Origin of the sequence: Plantactinospora alkalitolerans (genome assembly GCF_015690345.1) — a bacterium.
In the GTDB taxonomy this organism is placed as follows: Bacteria; Actinomycetota; Actinomycetes; order Mycobacteriales; family Micromonosporaceae; genus Plantactinospora; species Plantactinospora alkalitolerans.
In genome coordinates this window covers 14,199-29,978 of record NZ_JADPUN010000287.1, presented here as the reverse complement: position 1 = coordinate 29,978, position 15,780 = coordinate 14,199, and the positions used below count along the sequence as shown (strand labels likewise).

At 69.7% G+C, this 15,780-nt stretch carries 20 protein-coding genes; 13 read left to right on the top strand and 7 right to left on the bottom strand.

Features of this window, described 5'->3' with window-relative positions:
• Nucleotides 1-1,114: RNA polymerase sigma factor (locus I0C86_RS33045; RefSeq protein WP_196205225.1), on the bottom strand; the 1,114-nt coding region annotated here is incomplete at its 3' end.
• A 172-nt stretch (nucleotides 1,115-1,286) separates the two neighbouring features.
• Nucleotides 1,287-2,126: a M55 family metallopeptidase gene (locus I0C86_RS33040; protein ID WP_196205224.1), complete on the bottom strand. Its 840-nt coding sequence runs from the start codon at nucleotides 2,124-2,126 to the stop codon at nucleotides 1,287-1,289.
• Nucleotides 2,127-2,254: 128 nt separating this feature from the next.
• On the opposite strand from I0C86_RS33040, the gene I0C86_RS33035 reads away from it, so the two are divergent.
• The 5 genes from I0C86_RS33035 (at nucleotide 2,255) to argS (ending at nucleotide 6,537) form a co-directional block, all read left to right on the top strand.
• The gene (locus I0C86_RS33035) at nucleotides 2,255-2,614 is read left to right on the top strand and encodes a GntR family transcriptional regulator (RefSeq protein WP_196205223.1); all 360 of its coding nucleotides are present in this window, start codon (nucleotides 2,255-2,257) and stop codon (nucleotides 2,612-2,614) included.
• The gene (locus I0C86_RS33030; RefSeq protein WP_196205222.1) at nucleotides 2,611-3,477 is read left to right on the top strand and encodes an ATP-binding cassette domain-containing protein; all 867 of its coding nucleotides are present in this window, start codon (nucleotides 2,611-2,613) and stop codon (nucleotides 3,475-3,477) included. The genes I0C86_RS33035 and I0C86_RS33030 overlap by 4 nt, the downstream gene beginning before the upstream one ends.
• Complete coding sequence (locus tag I0C86_RS33025) at nucleotides 3,474-4,178, top strand: hypothetical protein (protein ID WP_196205221.1); 705 nt, start codon at nucleotides 3,474-3,476, stop codon at nucleotides 4,176-4,178. Before I0C86_RS33030 ends, I0C86_RS33025 begins: the two co-directional genes overlap by 4 nt.
• A 2-nt stretch (nucleotides 4,179-4,180) precedes the next feature.
• Nucleotides 4,181-4,492 carry a hypothetical protein gene (locus I0C86_RS33020; protein ID WP_196205220.1) on the top strand — a complete coding sequence of 104 codons (312 nt, stop codon included), beginning with the start codon at nucleotides 4,181-4,183 and terminating at the stop codon, nucleotides 4,490-4,492.
• 299 nt (nucleotides 4,493-4,791) lie between these two features.
• Nucleotides 4,792-6,537 carry an arginine--tRNA ligase gene (argS, locus tag I0C86_RS33015; protein WP_196205219.1) on the top strand — a complete coding sequence of 582 codons (1,746 nt, stop codon included), beginning with the start codon at nucleotides 4,792-4,794 and terminating at the stop codon, nucleotides 6,535-6,537.
• A 78-nt stretch (nucleotides 6,538-6,615) separates the two neighbouring features.
• Here argS and I0C86_RS33010 read toward each other — a convergent pair whose 3' ends face one another.
• Nucleotides 6,616-7,212: a TetR/AcrR family transcriptional regulator gene (locus I0C86_RS33010; RefSeq protein ID WP_196205218.1), complete on the bottom strand. Its 597-nt coding sequence runs from the start codon at nucleotides 7,210-7,212 to the stop codon at nucleotides 6,616-6,618.
• 30 nt (nucleotides 7,213-7,242) lie between these two features.
• Between I0C86_RS33010 and I0C86_RS33005 the strand changes: the two genes are divergently transcribed.
• Nucleotides 7,243-7,920, top strand: coding sequence for a hypothetical protein (locus I0C86_RS33005; RefSeq protein WP_230395186.1), 678 nt, complete (start codon nucleotides 7,243-7,245; stop codon nucleotides 7,918-7,920).
• Between the two features lie 114 nt (nucleotides 7,921-8,034).
• Here the strand turns inward: I0C86_RS33005 and I0C86_RS33000 are convergent, their stop codons facing one another.
• The gene (locus tag I0C86_RS33000) at nucleotides 8,035-8,445 is read right to left on the bottom strand and encodes a VOC family protein (RefSeq protein ID WP_196205217.1); all 411 of its coding nucleotides are present in this window, start codon (nucleotides 8,443-8,445) and stop codon (nucleotides 8,035-8,037) included.
• Nucleotides 8,446-8,517: 72 nt separating this feature from the next.
• A complete protein-coding gene (locus I0C86_RS32995; protein ID WP_196205216.1) occupies nucleotides 8,518-8,910 on the bottom strand; it encodes a helix-turn-helix domain-containing protein in 393 nt (130 codons plus the stop codon).
• A gap of 82 nt (nucleotides 8,911-8,992) precedes the next feature.
• Here I0C86_RS32995 and I0C86_RS32990 point away from each other — a divergent pair, with 82 nt between their 5' ends.
• The 4 genes from I0C86_RS32990 (at nucleotide 8,993) to I0C86_RS32975 (ending at nucleotide 12,093) form a co-directional block, all read left to right on the top strand.
• Nucleotides 8,993-9,790, top strand: coding sequence for an ABC transporter ATP-binding protein (locus I0C86_RS32990; protein ID WP_230395185.1), 798 nt, complete (start codon nucleotides 8,993-8,995; stop codon nucleotides 9,788-9,790).
• A complete protein-coding gene (locus I0C86_RS32985; RefSeq protein WP_196205215.1) occupies nucleotides 9,787-10,548 on the top strand; it encodes an ABC transporter permease in 762 nt (253 codons plus the stop codon). The genes I0C86_RS32990 and I0C86_RS32985 overlap by 4 nt, the downstream gene beginning before the upstream one ends.
• Before the next feature lie 45 nt (nucleotides 10,549-10,593).
• Nucleotides 10,594-11,403: a MerR family transcriptional regulator gene (locus tag I0C86_RS32980; protein ID WP_196205214.1), complete on the top strand. Its 810-nt coding sequence runs from the start codon at nucleotides 10,594-10,596 to the stop codon at nucleotides 11,401-11,403.
• A gap of 117 nt (nucleotides 11,404-11,520) precedes the next feature.
• Nucleotides 11,521-12,093 (top strand): GNAT family N-acetyltransferase, encoded by a 573-nt coding sequence (locus I0C86_RS32975; protein ID WP_196205213.1) that lies wholly within the window; start codon nucleotides 11,521-11,523, stop codon nucleotides 12,091-12,093.
• A 25-nt stretch (nucleotides 12,094-12,118) separates the two neighbouring features.
• On the opposite strand, the gene I0C86_RS32970 is transcribed toward I0C86_RS32975, so the two are convergent.
• Nucleotides 12,119-12,313, bottom strand: a complete 195-nt coding sequence (locus I0C86_RS32970) for a DUF397 domain-containing protein (RefSeq protein ID WP_196205212.1) — start codon at nucleotides 12,311-12,313, stop codon at nucleotides 12,119-12,121.
• Nucleotides 12,301-13,068, bottom strand: coding sequence for a DUF5753 domain-containing protein (locus I0C86_RS32965; RefSeq protein WP_196205228.1), 768 nt, complete (start codon nucleotides 13,066-13,068; stop codon nucleotides 12,301-12,303). Before I0C86_RS32965 ends, I0C86_RS32970 begins: the two co-directional genes overlap by 13 nt.
• A 207-nt stretch (nucleotides 13,069-13,275) precedes the next feature.
• Here I0C86_RS32965 and I0C86_RS43970 point away from each other — a divergent pair, with 207 nt between their 5' ends.
• The 3 genes from I0C86_RS43970 (at nucleotide 13,276) to I0C86_RS32950 (ending at nucleotide 15,742) form a co-directional block, all read left to right on the top strand.
• The gene (locus tag I0C86_RS43970) at nucleotides 13,276-13,677 is read left to right on the top strand and encodes a hypothetical protein (RefSeq protein WP_230395184.1); all 402 of its coding nucleotides are present in this window, start codon (nucleotides 13,276-13,278) and stop codon (nucleotides 13,675-13,677) included.
• Nucleotides 13,678-13,802: 125 nt separating this feature from the next.
• Entirely contained in the window at nucleotides 13,803-14,063 is a 261-nt protein-coding gene (locus tag I0C86_RS32955; RefSeq protein ID WP_196205211.1) for a hypothetical protein, read from the top strand.
• Nucleotides 14,060-15,742, top strand: a complete 1,683-nt coding sequence (locus I0C86_RS32950; RefSeq protein WP_323373984.1) for an amidase — start codon at nucleotides 14,060-14,062, stop codon at nucleotides 15,740-15,742. Before I0C86_RS32955 ends, I0C86_RS32950 begins: the two co-directional genes overlap by 4 nt.
• The last annotated feature ends 38 nt before the right edge of the window (nucleotides 15,743-15,780 follow it).

Sequence of the window (15,780 nt, the reverse complement as noted above, 5' to 3'; positions counted from 1 at the left end):
TGGCCCGGATCGGCGTCGGGGTGGCCCCGCCGACCGTCGGCGTCGGCGTCGGGGTGGCGGCAGCCGGAGCGGTCGCGGCGCTTCCCGGCTCGGCGGCGGTGGCCTCGGGTGTCGACGGCTTGGTCAACTGCACCGCCACCAGCACCGCCACGACAAGGCCGGCGACCGCCGCGGCGACCGTGACGGGTCCGGCCACCCCGCGTGCCCCGACCCCGAGCACCTTGCCGAACCCGGTCAGCGGCGCCGCGTGCGAAGCGGCCGACGGGGCGGCGCCGGAATGCGAAGCGGCCGACGGGGCGGCACCGGAGTAAGAGGCGGCGGACGACTGCTCGCCGAACGCCGCCGGGAGGGGCAGCAGTGGCAGCCCGGCGAGCAGGCGGTCGACGGGAAGCAGGTCGGAGTCCTGGCGCAGGCACCGGGCACAGTCCCGGATGTGCCGGGACAGCCGCTTGCGCCACAGCGGACCGGGCTCGCCGGTCCAGCCCCCGGCGACGGCGTACAGGTCGGGGCAGCCGGGCCGGGCCCGCAGCGCCCTGACCACCGTACGGGCGGTGTGCAGTTGTTCCTTCATCCGGTGTACCCGGACGGCCGTGTGCTCGCCGGGCAGTCCGAGCGCGGCGGCGAGGTCGGCACGGTTCAGCTCGCCGGTCTCCTCCAGCCACCACAGGGCGAGCAGCTCCCGGTCGTCGGGATCGAGCCACCGCGTCGCCTCGGCGACCTCCCGACGTTGATCGGTGAGACCGAGCCGGAGGATGGTCACCTCGGCGAAGTCGGCACCGGGGTCGGCCACGTCGTCCGGGCTGCCCGGCACGCCTCCGGTGGCCGGGGCGCTCGCCCGGCGCTGCTGCCGGTCCCGTACCTGCCGAACGGCGATGGCCACGAGCCAGGAGCGGAACGCGGCCGGATCGCGCAACTCGGGCAGGTGCCGGACCAGTCTGAGCAGGGTCTCCTGGACCACGTCGTCGGTGTCGGCATGCCCGTTCAGCGCCCGCCCGACAATGTTGTAGACGAGCGGCAGCGAGCTGGCCACCAGCGCGTCGAGGGCACGCGGGTCGCCCGCGCGGGCCGCGACGACCATCCCGGTGTCGGGTCCGACCCGGCCGGTTCCGGACATGCCTGCCTTCCTTCCATTGCTTGCTGACGCTCCCGGTCCGCCCCGGGAACCCGGTCCGGCCCGGCGGCGTGTCCGCTGCCGGGCCCGACCTGGCGCTTCCGATCAGGAGACGCGGTGGCCGCCTGCGGATTACAGATTTTCTCCGGAAGTCCGTCGCCGGTACGGAGCCCCGTCAGCCGGGTTTGATCTGGCCGAGCTGGACCACGAGCTGGATCAGCCGGTACGCCTGGAGGATGTCCCGGCCGGTGAAGGTGACCGTCCGGCCGCCCGGGGCGCGCCAGACGCCGGGCACCAGCGTGGCGAGGTCGACGGTGTACGGGCCGTACAGGTCGATCTCGGTCTCGACCGGTCCGCTGGTCGACAGCGGCGGCACCCGGTCGCGCCGGCGGATCGCCTCGGCGGCGGACCGGCGGATCCGGTCCCGGGCCTCCTCGGGATGCAGCGTCTCGGCGGCGGCCTGGCCGAGCGCCCGCTTGACCTCGACCGTCACCGCGTCCGGCACGAGTGCTCCCAGTTCGGCACAGGCGGCGTCGTCACCGCTGCCCAGCACGACCGGTACGCCGAAGTGGCCGGCGAGGGCGGCGTTGAGCCCGATCTCCCCCACCGATTCTCCGTCCAGTCGTACGTCGAGCACGGCGTCACTGATCGTGTGTGCGAGTACGCCCGGCCCGGCGCCGGCCCGGGCGTGGTACCCGATGAACAGCACCGCGTCGACGCCGGCTTCGAGACCGGCCATCATGCCGAGCGGGCGTGGCTTGCCGCGGATTAGTCGGACCCGCCGGTCCAGTTCCTCGGGCAGCAGGTTCCGGAACGTCCCGTGCGCGTCCGCGACGCTGACCTCGGCGTCGGGCTCGGCCTCCAGCACCCCGGCGACGGCGGCGTTGACCTCAGCCGTCATCAGTGCCCGGCCGCGTTCGTAGTCGTAGCCCCCGGGGTTGGTCTCGACGACGTGCACGATCCCGGAGACGCCCTCCAGGTCGGCGGAGATCAGTACCCGCAACCGGTTCGTCATCGCCCCACCGTACGGGCGGGTGATCCGGTCCGCGCTCCCGCTCGATCGTCAGGCGCGGGGATTGACGTCGGACGCGTTCTGCTTCTATGGTTCTTCGGTAGAGTAGAGAACCAGAGAAGCGGGTTGACATGTTCGACGACCGGAGCCCGATCTACCGGCAGATCGCCAGCCGGATCAAGGCCGACGTGCTGAGCGGGGCACTGAAGGGCGACGACCAGGTCATGTCCACCACCCAGTACGCCACCTACTACCGGATCAACCCCGCGACCGCTGCCAAGGCGTTCCAGCAACTGGTCGACGAGGGCGTCCTCTACAAGAAACGAGGTATCGGCATGTTCGTCAGCCCGGACGCCCGGGACACCCTCCGGGCCGAACGCCGGGAGAGCTTCTTCGCCGAGGTGGTCGAGCCGATGATCAGCGAGGCCAGGGCCATCGGCATTCCGCTTCGGGACGTGGTCCGCCGGATCGAGGAGCGCGAACAGCGATGAGGATCGACGTCGAGAATCTGGTGCTGCGCTACGGCGACACCACCGCGGTGGACGGACTGACCTTCAACCTGGCGGGCGACAAGATCTACGGGCTCCTCGGCCGCAGCGGATCCGGCAAGACGAGCCTGCTGTCCGTACTGGCCGCCTTCCGGCGGGAGTCCGCCGGCAGCGTACGGGTCAACGGCCAGCCGGTGTTCGAGAACGCCGACGTCACCCGGGACATCATCATGATCCGGGACGGTGGCGAGACGGTGAAGATCGGCACGGCCGAGGACGCCGTCTACTTCGCCGAATGGCTGCGACCGAACTGGGACGGCGACTACGCCCGCTCGCTGATGGACAGGTTCGAGCTGAGGCCGAAGGCGAAGGTCAGCGAGATGTCCAAGGGCCAGCAGTCGGCGATGGGAGTGGTCATCGGGCTGGCGAGTCGGGCACCCCTGACGATCTTCGACGAGTCGTACCTCGGCATGGACGTGCCGTCCCGGTACGCCTTCTACGAGGCGATACTCGCCGACTACATGCTGCACCCCCGCACGATCATCCTCTCGGCGCACCTGATCGAGGAGATCAGCTCGCTGCTCGAGGAGGTCGTCATCATCGACCGTGGCCGGCTGGTCGTGCACGAGGAGACCGAGACGCTGCTGTCCCGGGGCCGGGCCGTGACCGGGCCTGCCGACCGGGTCGACGCCTTCACCAGCGGGTTCACCGTGCTGGGCACCCGCCAACTCGGCCCGACCAAGTCGACGATGGTCTACGGCGACCTCGACCAGGACCAGCGGCGGCAGGCCGTCGAGGCCGGGCTCGAACTGGAACCGATCGCCATGCAGGACCTGTTCGTCCATCTGACCGGAGGGCCCCGATGAGATTTCCGCGCCGCCTCCTGGCCGCCAACCTGTACATCGCGCTGGGGCTCTGGGCCGCTCTCGCCACGATCGTCGCGCTGATCGTGGTGGGCGTCGCGATCTTCGGCCAGGTCACCGAGAGCGCCTGGGAGAAGGGCAGCCTGGCGCCCCGCTGGTACGCACTGTTCGTCGGGGTGGGACTGATCACCACGTTCCTGCCGATGTACGTCGCGCACGGGCAGACCCGCCGCCGGTTCGGCGTACACGCGGCGATCACCGTCACCCTGATGGCGCCGGCCGTGGCCGCCATGATCACGCTCGGCTACCTGGCCGAGCGGGGGATCTACCACCTGGTCGGCTGGGAGCAGAAGCTGACCCGCCCGCACCTGTTCACCGAGCCGACCCAACTGCACCTCCTCTTCCTGGAACATCTGCTCGAACTACTGACCTGGATGGCCGCCGGAACCCTGATCGGCGCCGGCTTCTACCGCTGGCAGGCCGGCGGGCTGCTCACCATTCCGGTCGGGGTCGGCCTGGTCGTCCTCACCCAGAGCGCGATCGGCACCGAACTGGACCTGCCGATCGTCGACCGGGTGCTCCGCCCGGACACGCCACAGCCACTCGGGTTGGTGATCGGTGCCGGACTGCTGTCCTTCCTGATCGGCCTCGCGCTGGCCTGGACGGTCGTCCGCGACGTACCGCTGCAGAACAAGGTCTCCTGACCGTGACCGATCCGACCAGAGCCGCCGGCGTGTTCGCGGCGGAGCTTCGACGGCGCGGAGCCGGTCCGATCCACCGTGGCGGCCTGCTGATCGCCGCCACGCTGACCGAGTTGAGCTTCGGGCTGCTGCCGAAGCCCTCCCTCGACGACATCGTCGTGACCCGACGGGACGACGGGGAGGTGCTGCTCCGTACGGCCGCCGGCCCGATGGGTGACGCCGACGACCTGCTGGCGCACGTACGAACCCAGTTGGCGACCCTTTCGCCGGCCGACTTCGTCGCGCAGTGGGGACTGCCGCCGAACTCGGCGGCGTAATTCTCCGCCGCCGACGCCGCCGAACCGGTAGCCTCCGTTCCGTGGTCAGTCCCGCCGCTGCAACGCAGTCCGACACCGGACGTCGCGTCGTGCTGCCGTCCGGACGGTCCGAGGCGTTCGACAACCTCGGCCGACGGCGATCCGGGGCTCCTCGCCGAGCCCTCCGCGACCGCCTGCGCTGACCATCCCGTTGCGACCGGCGGATCGATCCGCCGCCGCGACCGTCTGCCGATCGATCCGTTCCCCCCTGGAGAACGTGCCCGGCCCCCGGCCGGGTCGGAGCGAGATCGGCGTATGTCATGAGTCTGAAGAATCTGCTGACCGAGCGGTTGTCACAGGCGTTCGCGGCCGTGGCCGGCGAACCGGTGGACCCGGTGGTCCGGCGGTCCCGGCACGCGGACTTCCAGGCCGAGGGCGCACTGGCCCTGGCCCACCGGCTGGGTCGGCCACCCCGGGAGATCGCCGCCGAGGTCCTCGACCGGGCCGTGCTGACCGACCTCTGTTCGGCGGTACAGGTCTCCGGCCCCGGGTTCGTCAACCTGACGGTGGCCGGCGGCCTCCTCGACGCGCAGCTCTGCGGGATGGCCGCCGACGCCCGGCTCGGCGCCGCCCCGGCCGGTCGCCCGGAAACCGTGCTGGTGGACTACTCCGGGCCGAACGTCGCCAAGGAGATGCACGTCGGGCACCTGCGGTCGACCATCATCGGCGATGCGACCGTACGGCTGCTGGACTGGCTCGGGCACCGGGTGATCAGGGCCAATCACCTGGGCGACTGGGGTACGCCGTTCGGGATGCTGATCGAGCACCTGCGCGATCTGGGCGAGTCCTCGGCGGCCCACGAGTTGTCGATCGGGGACCTGGACTCGTTCTACAAGGGCGCCCGGGTCAAGTTCGACGCAGACGAGGCGTTCCGGCAGCGGGCCCGGCAGCGGGTGGTCGCCCTCCAGGGTGGCGACCCGGAGACGCTGCGGCTGTGGCGACTGCTCGTGGCCGAATCGGAGTCGTACTTCCTGGCCGTCTACGACCGGCTCGGCGTCGTGCTGACGAGGCAGGATTTCGTCGGCGAGAGCTACTACAACGAGCTGCTCGGCCCGGTCACCGACGAACTCGACCGGCTCGACCTGCTCACCGACAGCGGCGACGCCGCCTGCGTCTTTCCGGCGGGCTTCCTCGGCCGGGACGACGAGCCGCTGCCGCTCATCGTCCGCAAGCGCGACGGCGGGTACGGCTATCCCGCCACCGACCTGGCCGCGATCCGGTACCGGCTCCAGGATCTCGGTGCCACCCGGCTGCTCTACGTCGTCGGCCTGCCCCAGCGGCAGCACTTCGAGATGGTGTACGCGGTCGCCCGGCAGGCCGGCTGGCTGCGTCCACCGGCCCGAGCCGAACACATCGGTTTCGGCCTGGTCCTCGGACCGGACGGCCGGAAGCTGGCCAGCCGGGCCGGCGACTCGGTCAAGCTCGTCAGCCTGCTCGACGAGGCGGTGGGCCGGGCCGGCGCCCTCGCCCGACAGAAGAATCCCGACCTGGATCCGGCGACGGTAGCCGAGGTGGCCCGCGCCGTCGGGATCGGTGCGGTCAAGTATGCCGACCTCTCCAACGACCGGAGCCGGGACTACGTCTTCGACTGGGACCGGATGCTGGCGCTGAACGGCAACACCGCCCCGTACCTCCAGTACGCGCACGCCCGGATCCAGTCCATCTTCCGCCGCGCGGGCGGTACACCGGCCAGCGGCGGCCCGACCGGTAGCGCACCGGCCGGCGATTCGATCTCGGTCACCGAGCCGGCCGAGCGGGCCCTCGCCCTCGAACTGCTGAACTTCGGCGCGGTCATCGGCATCGTGGAGCAGAACCTGGAGTTCCACCGGCTGGCCGGCCACCTGCACGCGGTCGCGGTGGCCTTCAACGGCTTCTTCGAGCACTGCCCGGTGCTCCGCGCCGACCGCGAGGTCCGGAACAGCCGGCTCGCCCTCTGCGACCTCACCGCCCGAGTGCTCCGGCAGGGTCTGTACCTGCTCGGCATCGCCGCCCCGAACCGGATGTGACCGGCGTCGCGGTTGTTCCCGTCCGAGGAACTGTCGCGACGGGCTCGGCTGTCGTCGTCGAGGTGCTCTGAACGCAGCTCAGGATGGCTGGCGTGCGGCGTGGGTCCGGATGAGTCCCTCGACGCCCCGGAGGAAGGTCTCGCAGATCAGTACCGGGTCGAAGAGGCAGCCGGCCGCCATGGCGCCATCGCGGAGCATGACGAAGTGCTGCGCGGCGGGCTCGGCACCGGTCTTGTCGATGCTCGCCATCAGGGTGTTGATCGTGTCGAGGAACCACTGCCGATGCGTGAGGACGGCCCGGTGCACCGGGTGCTCGGGGTCGGGATACTCGGCCACGGCGTTCAGGAAGGCGCAGCCGCGAAAACCGGACGACTGGATGCTCTGGGCGATCGCCTCGGCAACGGCCCGGAGGGCGTCGGGCGCCGGTAGGCCGGCGGCGATGACCGTCTCCACCCGGCCACGGATGGCTTGATCGGCCGCGTGCAGGTAGGCGAGGACGAGATCCTCCTTGCCGGGGAAGTGCCGATAGAAGGTGGCCCGGGTCACTTTCGCCTCGGTGATGATCCGATCGACGCCGACCGAGTGGATTCCCTCGCCGTAGAAAATCCTGGCCGCCGTGTCGAGGAGCCGTTGTCGCGCCTCGGACGGCCGGGCGTCGGTCTCGGTGTGCGCCATGAGCCCATCGTAGTGACAGAACGTTCGGTCTTGCCACGTCGACACCAAGCCGCTATGTTGGGCAAGACAGAACGTTCGTTCTCTCTGATGGCTCCCGACCACGACGCCCCACTGGTCGCGGTTCTCCTCGGCAATCACCAAAGGATCATCATGACCACCGTTACCGCACCCGGCATCTCGATGACGGCGTCCGCCCTGCGACGGCTGTACTTCGTCCGCTTCGCGTTCGCCATCGTCTGGGCGCTCGTGATGTTCACGACCGCCACGCACCTCGGTCCGCTAGCCGTGACGCTGCTCGTGCTCTACCCACTGTTCGACGCGGCCGCCGCCGTCATCGACGCCCGCTCGTCGCGCGCCACCGGATCGCCCACCCTGCTGTACCTGAACGTCGCGATCAGCCTGCTCACCGCGGTCGGCCTGGCCTTCGCCGGGGCGTCCGGCATACCGGCAGTGCTGCGCGTGTGGGGCGCTTGGGCGATCGTTGCCGGGCTGATCCAGCTGATCGTGGGAGCCACCCGCCGCGAGATGGGCGGCCAGTGGCCGATGATCATCAGTGGCGGCCTCTCCGTAATCGCCGGTGGGTCGTTCATCGTGTCCGCGTCCGGCGACAACCCGGCTCTGACCACCGCGATCGGCTACACCATTCCCGGTGCGATCCTCTTCCTCGTCTCGGCCATCCGGCTCGGCCGCGCGGTGAGGGAGAACTGACCAACGTGGGAAACGGTACGTAGTGACGGGGCGCACTGACTGGCGCCCCGTCACTACGTACGCGGATTGGATCACCGGTCGGCGGCTTCCGGGCCGGGACGAGTCGGCCCTGCGCTAAGCCTTCGGCTGATTGAAGCGGATGCTGTTGCCGAACGGGTCACGGAAACCGCAGTCGATTCCGTACGGGCGCTCGGTGGGTTCCTCGGTGAACTCGACCCCCCGGCCCAGCAGCGTCTCGTACGTCTTGCGGCAGTCGTCGGTGGTGAAGATGAGATGGCCGCCCATGGCGCCCTTGGTCACCAGCTCGCGGACCTGCTGCGCCGTCTCCTCGGACATCGCCGGAGGGCCCGGCTTCTCCAGCAGGATCTGACGCTCGGGGTGACCGGGGACGCTGACGGTCAGCCAGCGCATAAAGCCCATATCGACGTCGGCGCTGACCTCCAGACCAAGCTTTCCGACGTAGAAGTCGAGGGCCTCGTCCTGGTCGAGAACGTATATCTGCGAGTGCGTGATGGCGTTGAACATGTATATGACGCTACGGGGCGAGCCGGCCGAAAACTTATCCGAAACTGCTCAGTCGCGGCCGGTACGGGCAGGTCAGGCGCTCGGCCGCAGCCAGGCCATCGCGAAGCACGTCGGTACGTCCATGGGCACCGCTTCCTTGCGGTACGTCCTCGGCGACTGGCCGACGATGTCGCGGAACGTACGGCTGAAGGTGCCCAGGCTGCCGAAGCCGACCTGGAAACAGATATCGGTCACACTCCGGTCCGTCTCCCGGAGCAGGAACATCGCCCGCTCGACCCGGCGGCGCTGGAGATAGCGGTGCGGCGTCTCGCCGAACGTGGCCCGGAAGGTACGTGTGAAGTGCGCCTCCGACACATGGGCGATCCGGGCCAGGGCCGGGACGTCCAGCGGCTGCGCGTAGGCCCGGTCCATCGCGTCCCGGGCCCGAAGCAGACGACGGTTGGTCCCTTCGACGGCGCGGCTCACCAGACCATCACATCACGCGGACGAATCACATCTGCCTGCGGACTTGACCCTGACGCTGCGTCAACCCCCCATGCTGGCCGTCATGAGCATCCCGCCAACAACCGATCGGGTCGCGGAGCCCGCGATACAGGTGCAAGGCCTGGAGAAGTCGTTCAAGCAACTGAAGGTGCTGCGGGGCGTCGACATCGACGTGGCGCGGGGCAGCATCTTCGCCCTGCTCGGCTCGAACGGCGCCGGCAAGACCACGGTGGTGAAGATCCTCTCCACGCTGCTCAAGGCCGATGCCGGAACCGCCCGGGTCAACGGCTTCGACGTCGCGACCCAGGCCGCCGACGTACGCGAGTCCATCAGTCTCACCGGGCAGTTCGCGGCGGTCGACGCGATCCTCACCGGGCGGGAGAACCTCGTCCTGGTCGCCAGGCTGCGGCACCTCAAGGGCCCGGGCGCGATCGCGGACGACCTCCTGAGGCGCTTCTCGCTGACCGAGGCCGGCAACCGGAGGGTGGCGACGTACTCCGGTGGCATGCGCCGCCGGCTGGACATCGCGATGAGTCTTATCGGGGATCCGCCGGTCGTCTTCCTGGACGAGCCGACGACCGGGCTGGACCCGGAGGGGCGCCTCGAGGTGTGGCAGGCCGTCCGGAAGCTCGCCGAGGGCGGCACGACCGTACTGCTCACGACCCAGTACCTCGACGAGGCGGAACAGCTCGCCGACCGGATCGCGATCCTGCACGAGGGCCGGATCCTCGTGAACGGCACCCTCAACGAGCTCAAGCAGCTCCTCCCGCCCGCCGAGGTCGAGTACGTCGAGAAGCAGCCCACCCTCGAGGACGTCTTCCTCACCCTCGTCGGCGCCAGAGCGGAGAAGGAACAACGATGAACAAGCACTTCCTCGGCGACACCGCTGTCCTCCTGGGACGTTCACTGCGGCACATCGCCCGCAGCCCCGACACCATCATCACGACCGCGATCATGCCGATCGCCATGTTGCTGCTGTTCGTGTACGTCTTCGGCGGCGCGATCGAGACCGGATCCGACTCGTACGTGAACTACCTGCTGCCCGGCATCCTGCTCATCACGATCGCCTCGGGCATCTCCTACACCGCCTTCCGGCTCTTCGGGGACATGCAGGGCGGCATCTTCGAACGGTTCCAGTCCATGCCGATCGCACGGTCCTCCGTGCTGTGGGCGCACGTCCTGACGTCGCTGGTCGCCAACCTGATCTCGCTCGTGGTCGTCGTCGGCGTCGCCTTGGCCATGGGTTTCCGCACGGGGGCGGGCGTGCTGGGATGGCTCGCGGTCGCCGGCATTCTGTTGCTGTTCACTCTGGCGCTTACCTGGATCGCCGTGATCCCCGGCCTCACCGCGAAGTCCGTGGACGGCGCGAGCGCGTTCTCGTACCCGCTCATCTTCCTGCCGTTCATCAGCTCAGCCTTCGTACCCACCGCGTCCATGCCCGGCCCGGTGCGCGCCTTCGCCGAACACCAGCCGGTGACCTCGATCGTCAACGCGATCCGAGACCTGTTCACCCAGCAGCCGGTCGGCACCGACATCTGGACCGCCCTCGCCTGGTGCGTCGGCATCCTCGTCGTCGCCTTCGTGTTCGCCGACATCTCCTACCGTCGCAAGATCTCCTGAGCCGAACTCGGCCGGGTCTGGACGAGGTGAGGGCAGGATCAGAGCATGCTGACGATCGGTCAACTGGCGTCGTATGCCGGTGTCACGGTGCGGGCGGTGCGGCACTATCACCAGATCGGGCTCCTGCCCGAGCCGGAGCGGGATAGTTCGGGTTACCGGCGGTACGGCGCGAAGGCGGTGGTGTCCCTCATCAAGATCCGCACCCTCGCCGATGCTGGCGTGCCGCTCTCCCAGATCGGTCAGATGCTCGACGCCGATCCGTCGACCTTTGCCGAAACGATCCAGAGAATCGACAACCGCCTGCACGACGAGATCGAACGGCTGAAGACCAGCCGCAAGCAGATCGCGCAACTCGCTGCCAGAGACAGTCTGGCGCTTCCATCGGAGGTGGTCCGCTATCTCGATCGACTTCGGGAGATCGGGGTGGCAGAGCGGGTGGTGGAGGGTGAGCGGGACGGGTGGATCCTGGTCGCGGCTCGCTGGCCCGATCACATCCACGAGATGATCCCCGCGAAACTCGCGCAGCTCGACGACCCGCAACTCGTCCGGCTCTACCGGGTCCTGTCGGAGATCTCCGAAAGTGATGTAGGCGACGACTCGCGTCTGGAGGAAGTCGCCGACATCATGGCCGCCGGCATGGCCGAACAGGCAGCCAACTCCGGCGAAACCGATCCCGCCGACGTGACGCCCGACGACCTACCGTTTGACCTTCTGGACGCACTCGCCGTCGAGTCCGATCCGCGGGCCCAGCGGTTGCTGGACATGATGCGCGAACGTGGCTGGGGCAGTTGGACCCGTAGCCGGCCGGAGCGGCTGGCGGATCCGCCGGACCAGGGCCTCTCCTCCCGATCTTGACCGGGTACAGCGTCATCAAGTGCTGCGGGTGGCGGCGACGGACGGGCCCCTCGCCGCCGCCTGACAGCTGCCGACCCGGGGCAGCGGGCGGCCCTGCCCGTCACTACGGTGCGGAGGATGGACAGTTCCCATCCGCTGGTGGCCGGTATCGTGCACCAGGCTCCCGGCTCGACCGTACGGTTGCGCCCGGTGGCCGAGGACGATCTGGCGATGTTGCGCCGATTCGCGGTCGAACCCGGGCTGATCGGGCTCGACTGGGCCGGCTTCCGGGACGCCGCCGCGCCGGCCCGCCGCTTCGCCGAAGACGGCTACCTCGGCGAGCGGACCGGCGGCCTGATCGTGCAGGTCGAGCCGGCGGCGGATGCCCGAGCGGGCTACCTGAGCTATCTCCAGGGCCAGTACGGTGGGCGGGCGCCCTACTGGGAGATCGGCATCGTGCTGCTGCCCGAGTGGCGCGGCCAGGGCATCGGCTGGCGGGCCCAGGCGCTGCTCTGCGACTACCTGTTCAGCCACACCCCGGCGCAGCGCATTCAAGCCGGCACCCATGCCGAAAATACCGCCGAGCAGCGGTCGCTGGAGAAGGCCGGCTTCCAACTGGAAGGGGTCGTGCGGTCCTGCGAGTTCCGGGCCGGCGCCTGGCGCGACGGGTGGCTCTACAGCCGGCTGCGCGACGACCCGTCGCCGCTGTGACCGGAATGGCTCTACGAGCGTCCGGCTAGGAGCGGCGGGCAACCTCGGCGACGAAGGTCCGCCACGCGGACGGGCCGAACGCCAGCACCGGCCCCTGTCGGTCCTTGCTGTCCCGCACGCCGACGACGCCGGGAAGGGTCTTCGCCACCTCGACACAGGTGGACCCGCCGTTACTGCTGCGCGTCGACTTCCGCCAGATGGCACCGGTCAGGTCTGCCATGTCGCTGCCACTTCCTTGATCAAGCTGAGGGTCTGTTCCGTGGGCAGAGCTACGGCCCGGATGGCTTCCCAAGCCTCCCCCAGGTTATCAATGTCTTCCTGCTGGCTGACGACGTGCGCGCGGAGCCGGTTGTCAAGGTGCGCGGCCTCGCCGCTCGGCCCCTTCGCCAGGATGAATCCTCCGGCGAGCCCAACATGTCCCCCAGCGCTGGCCGGTATCGACTGGATGTGCACGTGCGGCCGCTCGGCGAGCCGGAGCAGGTACGCGCACTGCTCGACCATGACCGCCGGCCCGCCGACACAGCGGCGGAGAACGGCCTCGTCGACCATGGCGAAGAACTGCGGCGGCTTCGCTCCGGACAGGATCGCCTGCCGATCCATCCGCGATCTCGTACGCTGCTCCACCTCGTCGGCGTTGAACAGTCCACCCCAGCCGAGGACGGCTCGCGCGTACGCCTCGGTCTGAAGCAGTCCGGGCACCAGCGCCGGCTCGAACCATCGCAGCAGCCGCGCCTCGCGCTCGAATTCGATCCACTCGCGCAGCCAGATCGGCTCACGCCGCCGCAGTACGTCCGGCCAGAGGTCCCCTACGTCCCGTCCGACGGCCGCCGCGACCTGGGCACGATGCCGCGTCTGCGGAATCCGTCCAGGGGTCACCCATCGGGCCGCCGTCTTCGAATCCACGCCGATCTGGCCCGCGAGTGATTCGGCGGTCTTGCCCGCCTCGACCATCGCGACCTGAAGGGCGTGGTTCATTCCGCCTCCCGACAGAACGTACTGAACGTAGGGAAACCATAGCGGAGCGCGGTGTGATTGTTCCATCACAGATTGCACGATCGCTTCGGCGCACCCGCTCGGATCCAGCCACGGCAAGGGCATCCGAAGGACGGGCGGGTGTTGCGACGGGGGCGGCGCCGGATCCCTGGTCGGATCACGAGCGCCGCCCCCGTCTCCACTTCGGTGATGGGAGCGAAGAATGAGATGGCAACGTCGGACCAGACCACGCCACCGCCGGGACTGGCGCCGCCTGTGGCTGCGCTGCCGCTGCGGTTTCCGGTGGCGCTGCCCCGATTCGGTCGAGTTGGTCCCGAGGCCGTACCAGCCCACCGGCTCGTGATGCGCCAGCCATTCGCGCGGTTCCGGGCGCACACTCACACCAGGCCGCTGTTCCTGTGCCGGGAGTGCGGGGCACCGTGGCCGTGCCGACCCGCCCGGCTGGCGTTGCTGGTCTGCTACCGGGGTGACCCACACGGTCTGCGTGACTTCCTGTCCGGCCGCCTTCTGGTCGCCATGGTGGACCAGCCACGGATCGACCCGACCGAACTGACCGCGCGGTTCCTCGGGTGGATACCGCCGGATCCCTGACTGCCCCGTCCGGCCCGCACCTCGGCCCGAAACACTTGGTGACCACCGCGCAACCGGTGACGCCCGGCGCCGAAACAAACTGCGCCTTGACTCCTCGCACTGTTCCTGAGCGAGGAAGGAATGGCATGGCGATTCCACCGCCCCCCACCGACGCGGAACTCGACGTCTACATCAGGACCCGGTTCGCACTTCTCGGCATCGACCTGTCCACCCTGCCGGAGAACGATCCGGGCGCACCGATGGACCAGGCACGGGTGATGTCCAACGCCCGGAGCACCCTCCGACAGGAAGTCAGCTACGCCGACTACGTCCCCGACCAGCAGGCGCACGCCGCGGTCCTCTACCCGGCACCGATGTCGATCTGGACGGGGGCGTACCAGCCGTGACGACGACTCCGGTCACACCCACGACTCCGATCACGCCCAGCACGGTCGGCGACGACGCCGAGGCCGTACCCCAGGATCTGACCGTCGACCGACGCTGGTTCCTGTCCCGGATGGCCGGGGTGTGGGCGGCGGCGGGAGCCGGCAGCCTACTCGGCGCCGGGGCCCTCGCCGCGCCCGTGCTCGCGCACGGCGGCGGCGGGTCCGCCGGCAGTGTCTGGGAGACGGCGTACGCGCCGACGATCCGTCGGGCCGCGCTGCTCGACCCGACCGAGCTGACCATCAGCGAGGCCGCCGCCGCGTTCCGGCGCCGGTTGCTCGACCCGGTCGAACTGATGGAGTCCTATCTGGACCGACTGGACCGGTACGACGGCGTCTACCAGGCGTACCTGTGGCGGCCCAGCAACGCGGAACTGCTCGCCTCGGCCCGCCGGGTACGGATCACGTCGAAGTCGACGCCGCTGGCCGGCATCGTCACGGCGGAGAAGGACAACTTCTACACCAAGGACATCCCGACCACCGGAATGTCCCCGGTCTACGCCGGCTTCGTTCCCGAGTACGACTCGACCGTGCACGCCCGGCTCCAGGCCGCCGGAACGATCATGATGGGCAAGGCCGCGATGGGCCCACTCGCCTCCGGCCGGGCCCGGCTCCCCGACGGCACCGCGACCACGGTGAACGCCTGGACCCCCGACGACATCCGGTACAGCCCGAGCGGCTCCAGCGGCGGCACCGCCACCGCCGTCGCCGGCCGGCTCGCCACCGCCGGCACCGGCACCCAGACCGGTGGCTCGATCACCAGCCCGTCGACCGCCCAGAACCTCACCGGCCTGAAGCCGACCTTCGGCCGGGCCTCGCTGTACGGCATCATCCCGCTGACCTTCACCCGGGACCATCCCGGCCCGCTGGCCCGGGACGCGATGGACGCCGCCATCATGTTGCAGTCCTTCGCCGGACCGGACCGCAACGACCCGCGAACCCTCGGCATGCCGCCGGTGCCGAACCTGGTGAAGGCGGCCACGGTCCACCGGTACAAGGGACGGCCGAAGGTCCGCTGGGCGACCACCGTCGGCTACCCGCCGGACTTCCTCGACGAATCGAACGCCGAGACGTCCGCGCTGCGGCACCAACTGTTGCAGACCCTCACCTCGGTCGGCTGCCGGGTCAGCGAGGTCCCCTACCCGGACGGCTGGGACCTGCTCTCCGGGCTCTCCAGCACCGCCGGCGAGGCGACAAACATGTTCCTGCCACAGCTACGCCGGGATGTCAGCCTCTTCGCCGACCGGCTGCCCGGTTTCCTCAACGGGATGTTCCGCAGCTCCGACAACTACATGAAGATGCTCCAAGCCCGTTACCAGTTCCTGCACCTGGTGCTCACCGGCATCTTCGACAGGTGCGACGTGTTCCTCACCGGCACCGTCTTCGACGGGATCGGCCTGCCGCTGATCGCCTTCCCGTACGGGACCGGGGTGGACGGTACGACCGGGCTGACCGTACCCCGGGGCACCACTCTCGGCGCGCCGCCGTTCGGCGAGGAGCGGCTGCTCGCGGTCGTCGCCGCGTACCAGGCCGTCACCGAGCACCACCTCCGCCGCCCGCCCGACCCGACGGTCACCGCCGGCGCCCGCCGCGCCGGGGCGTACAAGGTTCCCGCCGACTACGACGCGACCGACGAGACCTGATTCGCACCTGACCGGTCCCGTCGCCCCTGCCCGGCGGC

Excerpts from the sequence above, each read along its gene's own strand:
- I0C86_RS33040 (WP_196205224.1), bottom strand. The coding sequence starts at position 2,126 with ATGACGAACCGGTTGCGGGTACTGATCTCCGCCGACCTGGAGGGCGTC.
- I0C86_RS33035 (WP_196205223.1), top strand. The coding sequence starts at position 2,255 with ATGTTCGACGACCGGAGCCCGATCTACCGGCAGATCGCCAGCCGGATC.
- I0C86_RS33030 (WP_196205222.1), top strand. The coding sequence starts at position 2,611 with ATGAGGATCGACGTCGAGAATCTGGTGCTGCGCTACGGCGACACCACC.
- I0C86_RS33025 (WP_196205221.1), top strand. The coding sequence starts at position 3,474 with ATGAGATTTCCGCGCCGCCTCCTGGCCGCCAACCTGTACATCGCGCTG.
- argS (WP_196205219.1), top strand. The coding sequence starts at position 4,792 with ATGAGTCTGAAGAATCTGCTGACCGAGCGGTTGTCACAGGCGTTCGCG.
- I0C86_RS33010 (WP_196205218.1), bottom strand. The coding sequence starts at position 7,212 with ATGGCGCACACCGAGACCGACGCCCGGCCGTCCGAGGCGCGACAACGG.
- I0C86_RS33000 (WP_196205217.1), bottom strand. The coding sequence starts at position 8,445 with ATGTTCAACGCCATCACGCACTCGCAGATATACGTTCTCGACCAGGAC.
- I0C86_RS32990 (WP_230395185.1), top strand. The coding sequence starts at position 8,993 with ATGAGCATCCCGCCAACAACCGATCGGGTCGCGGAGCCCGCGATACAG.
- I0C86_RS32985 (WP_196205215.1), top strand. The coding sequence starts at position 9,787 with ATGAACAAGCACTTCCTCGGCGACACCGCTGTCCTCCTGGGACGTTCA.
- I0C86_RS32980 (WP_196205214.1), top strand. The coding sequence starts at position 10,594 with ATGCTGACGATCGGTCAACTGGCGTCGTATGCCGGTGTCACGGTGCGG.
- I0C86_RS32975 (WP_196205213.1), top strand. The coding sequence starts at position 11,521 with ATGGACAGTTCCCATCCGCTGGTGGCCGGTATCGTGCACCAGGCTCCC.
- I0C86_RS32970 (WP_196205212.1), bottom strand. The coding sequence starts at position 12,313 with ATGGCAGACCTGACCGGTGCCATCTGGCGGAAGTCGACGCGCAGCAGT.
- I0C86_RS32965 (WP_196205228.1), bottom strand. The coding sequence starts at position 13,068 with ATGAACCACGCCCTTCAGGTCGCGATGGTCGAGGCGGGCAAGACCGCC.
- I0C86_RS43970 (WP_230395184.1), top strand. The coding sequence starts at position 13,276 with ATGGGAGCGAAGAATGAGATGGCAACGTCGGACCAGACCACGCCACCG.
- I0C86_RS32955 (WP_196205211.1), top strand. The coding sequence starts at position 13,803 with ATGGCGATTCCACCGCCCCCCACCGACGCGGAACTCGACGTCTACATC.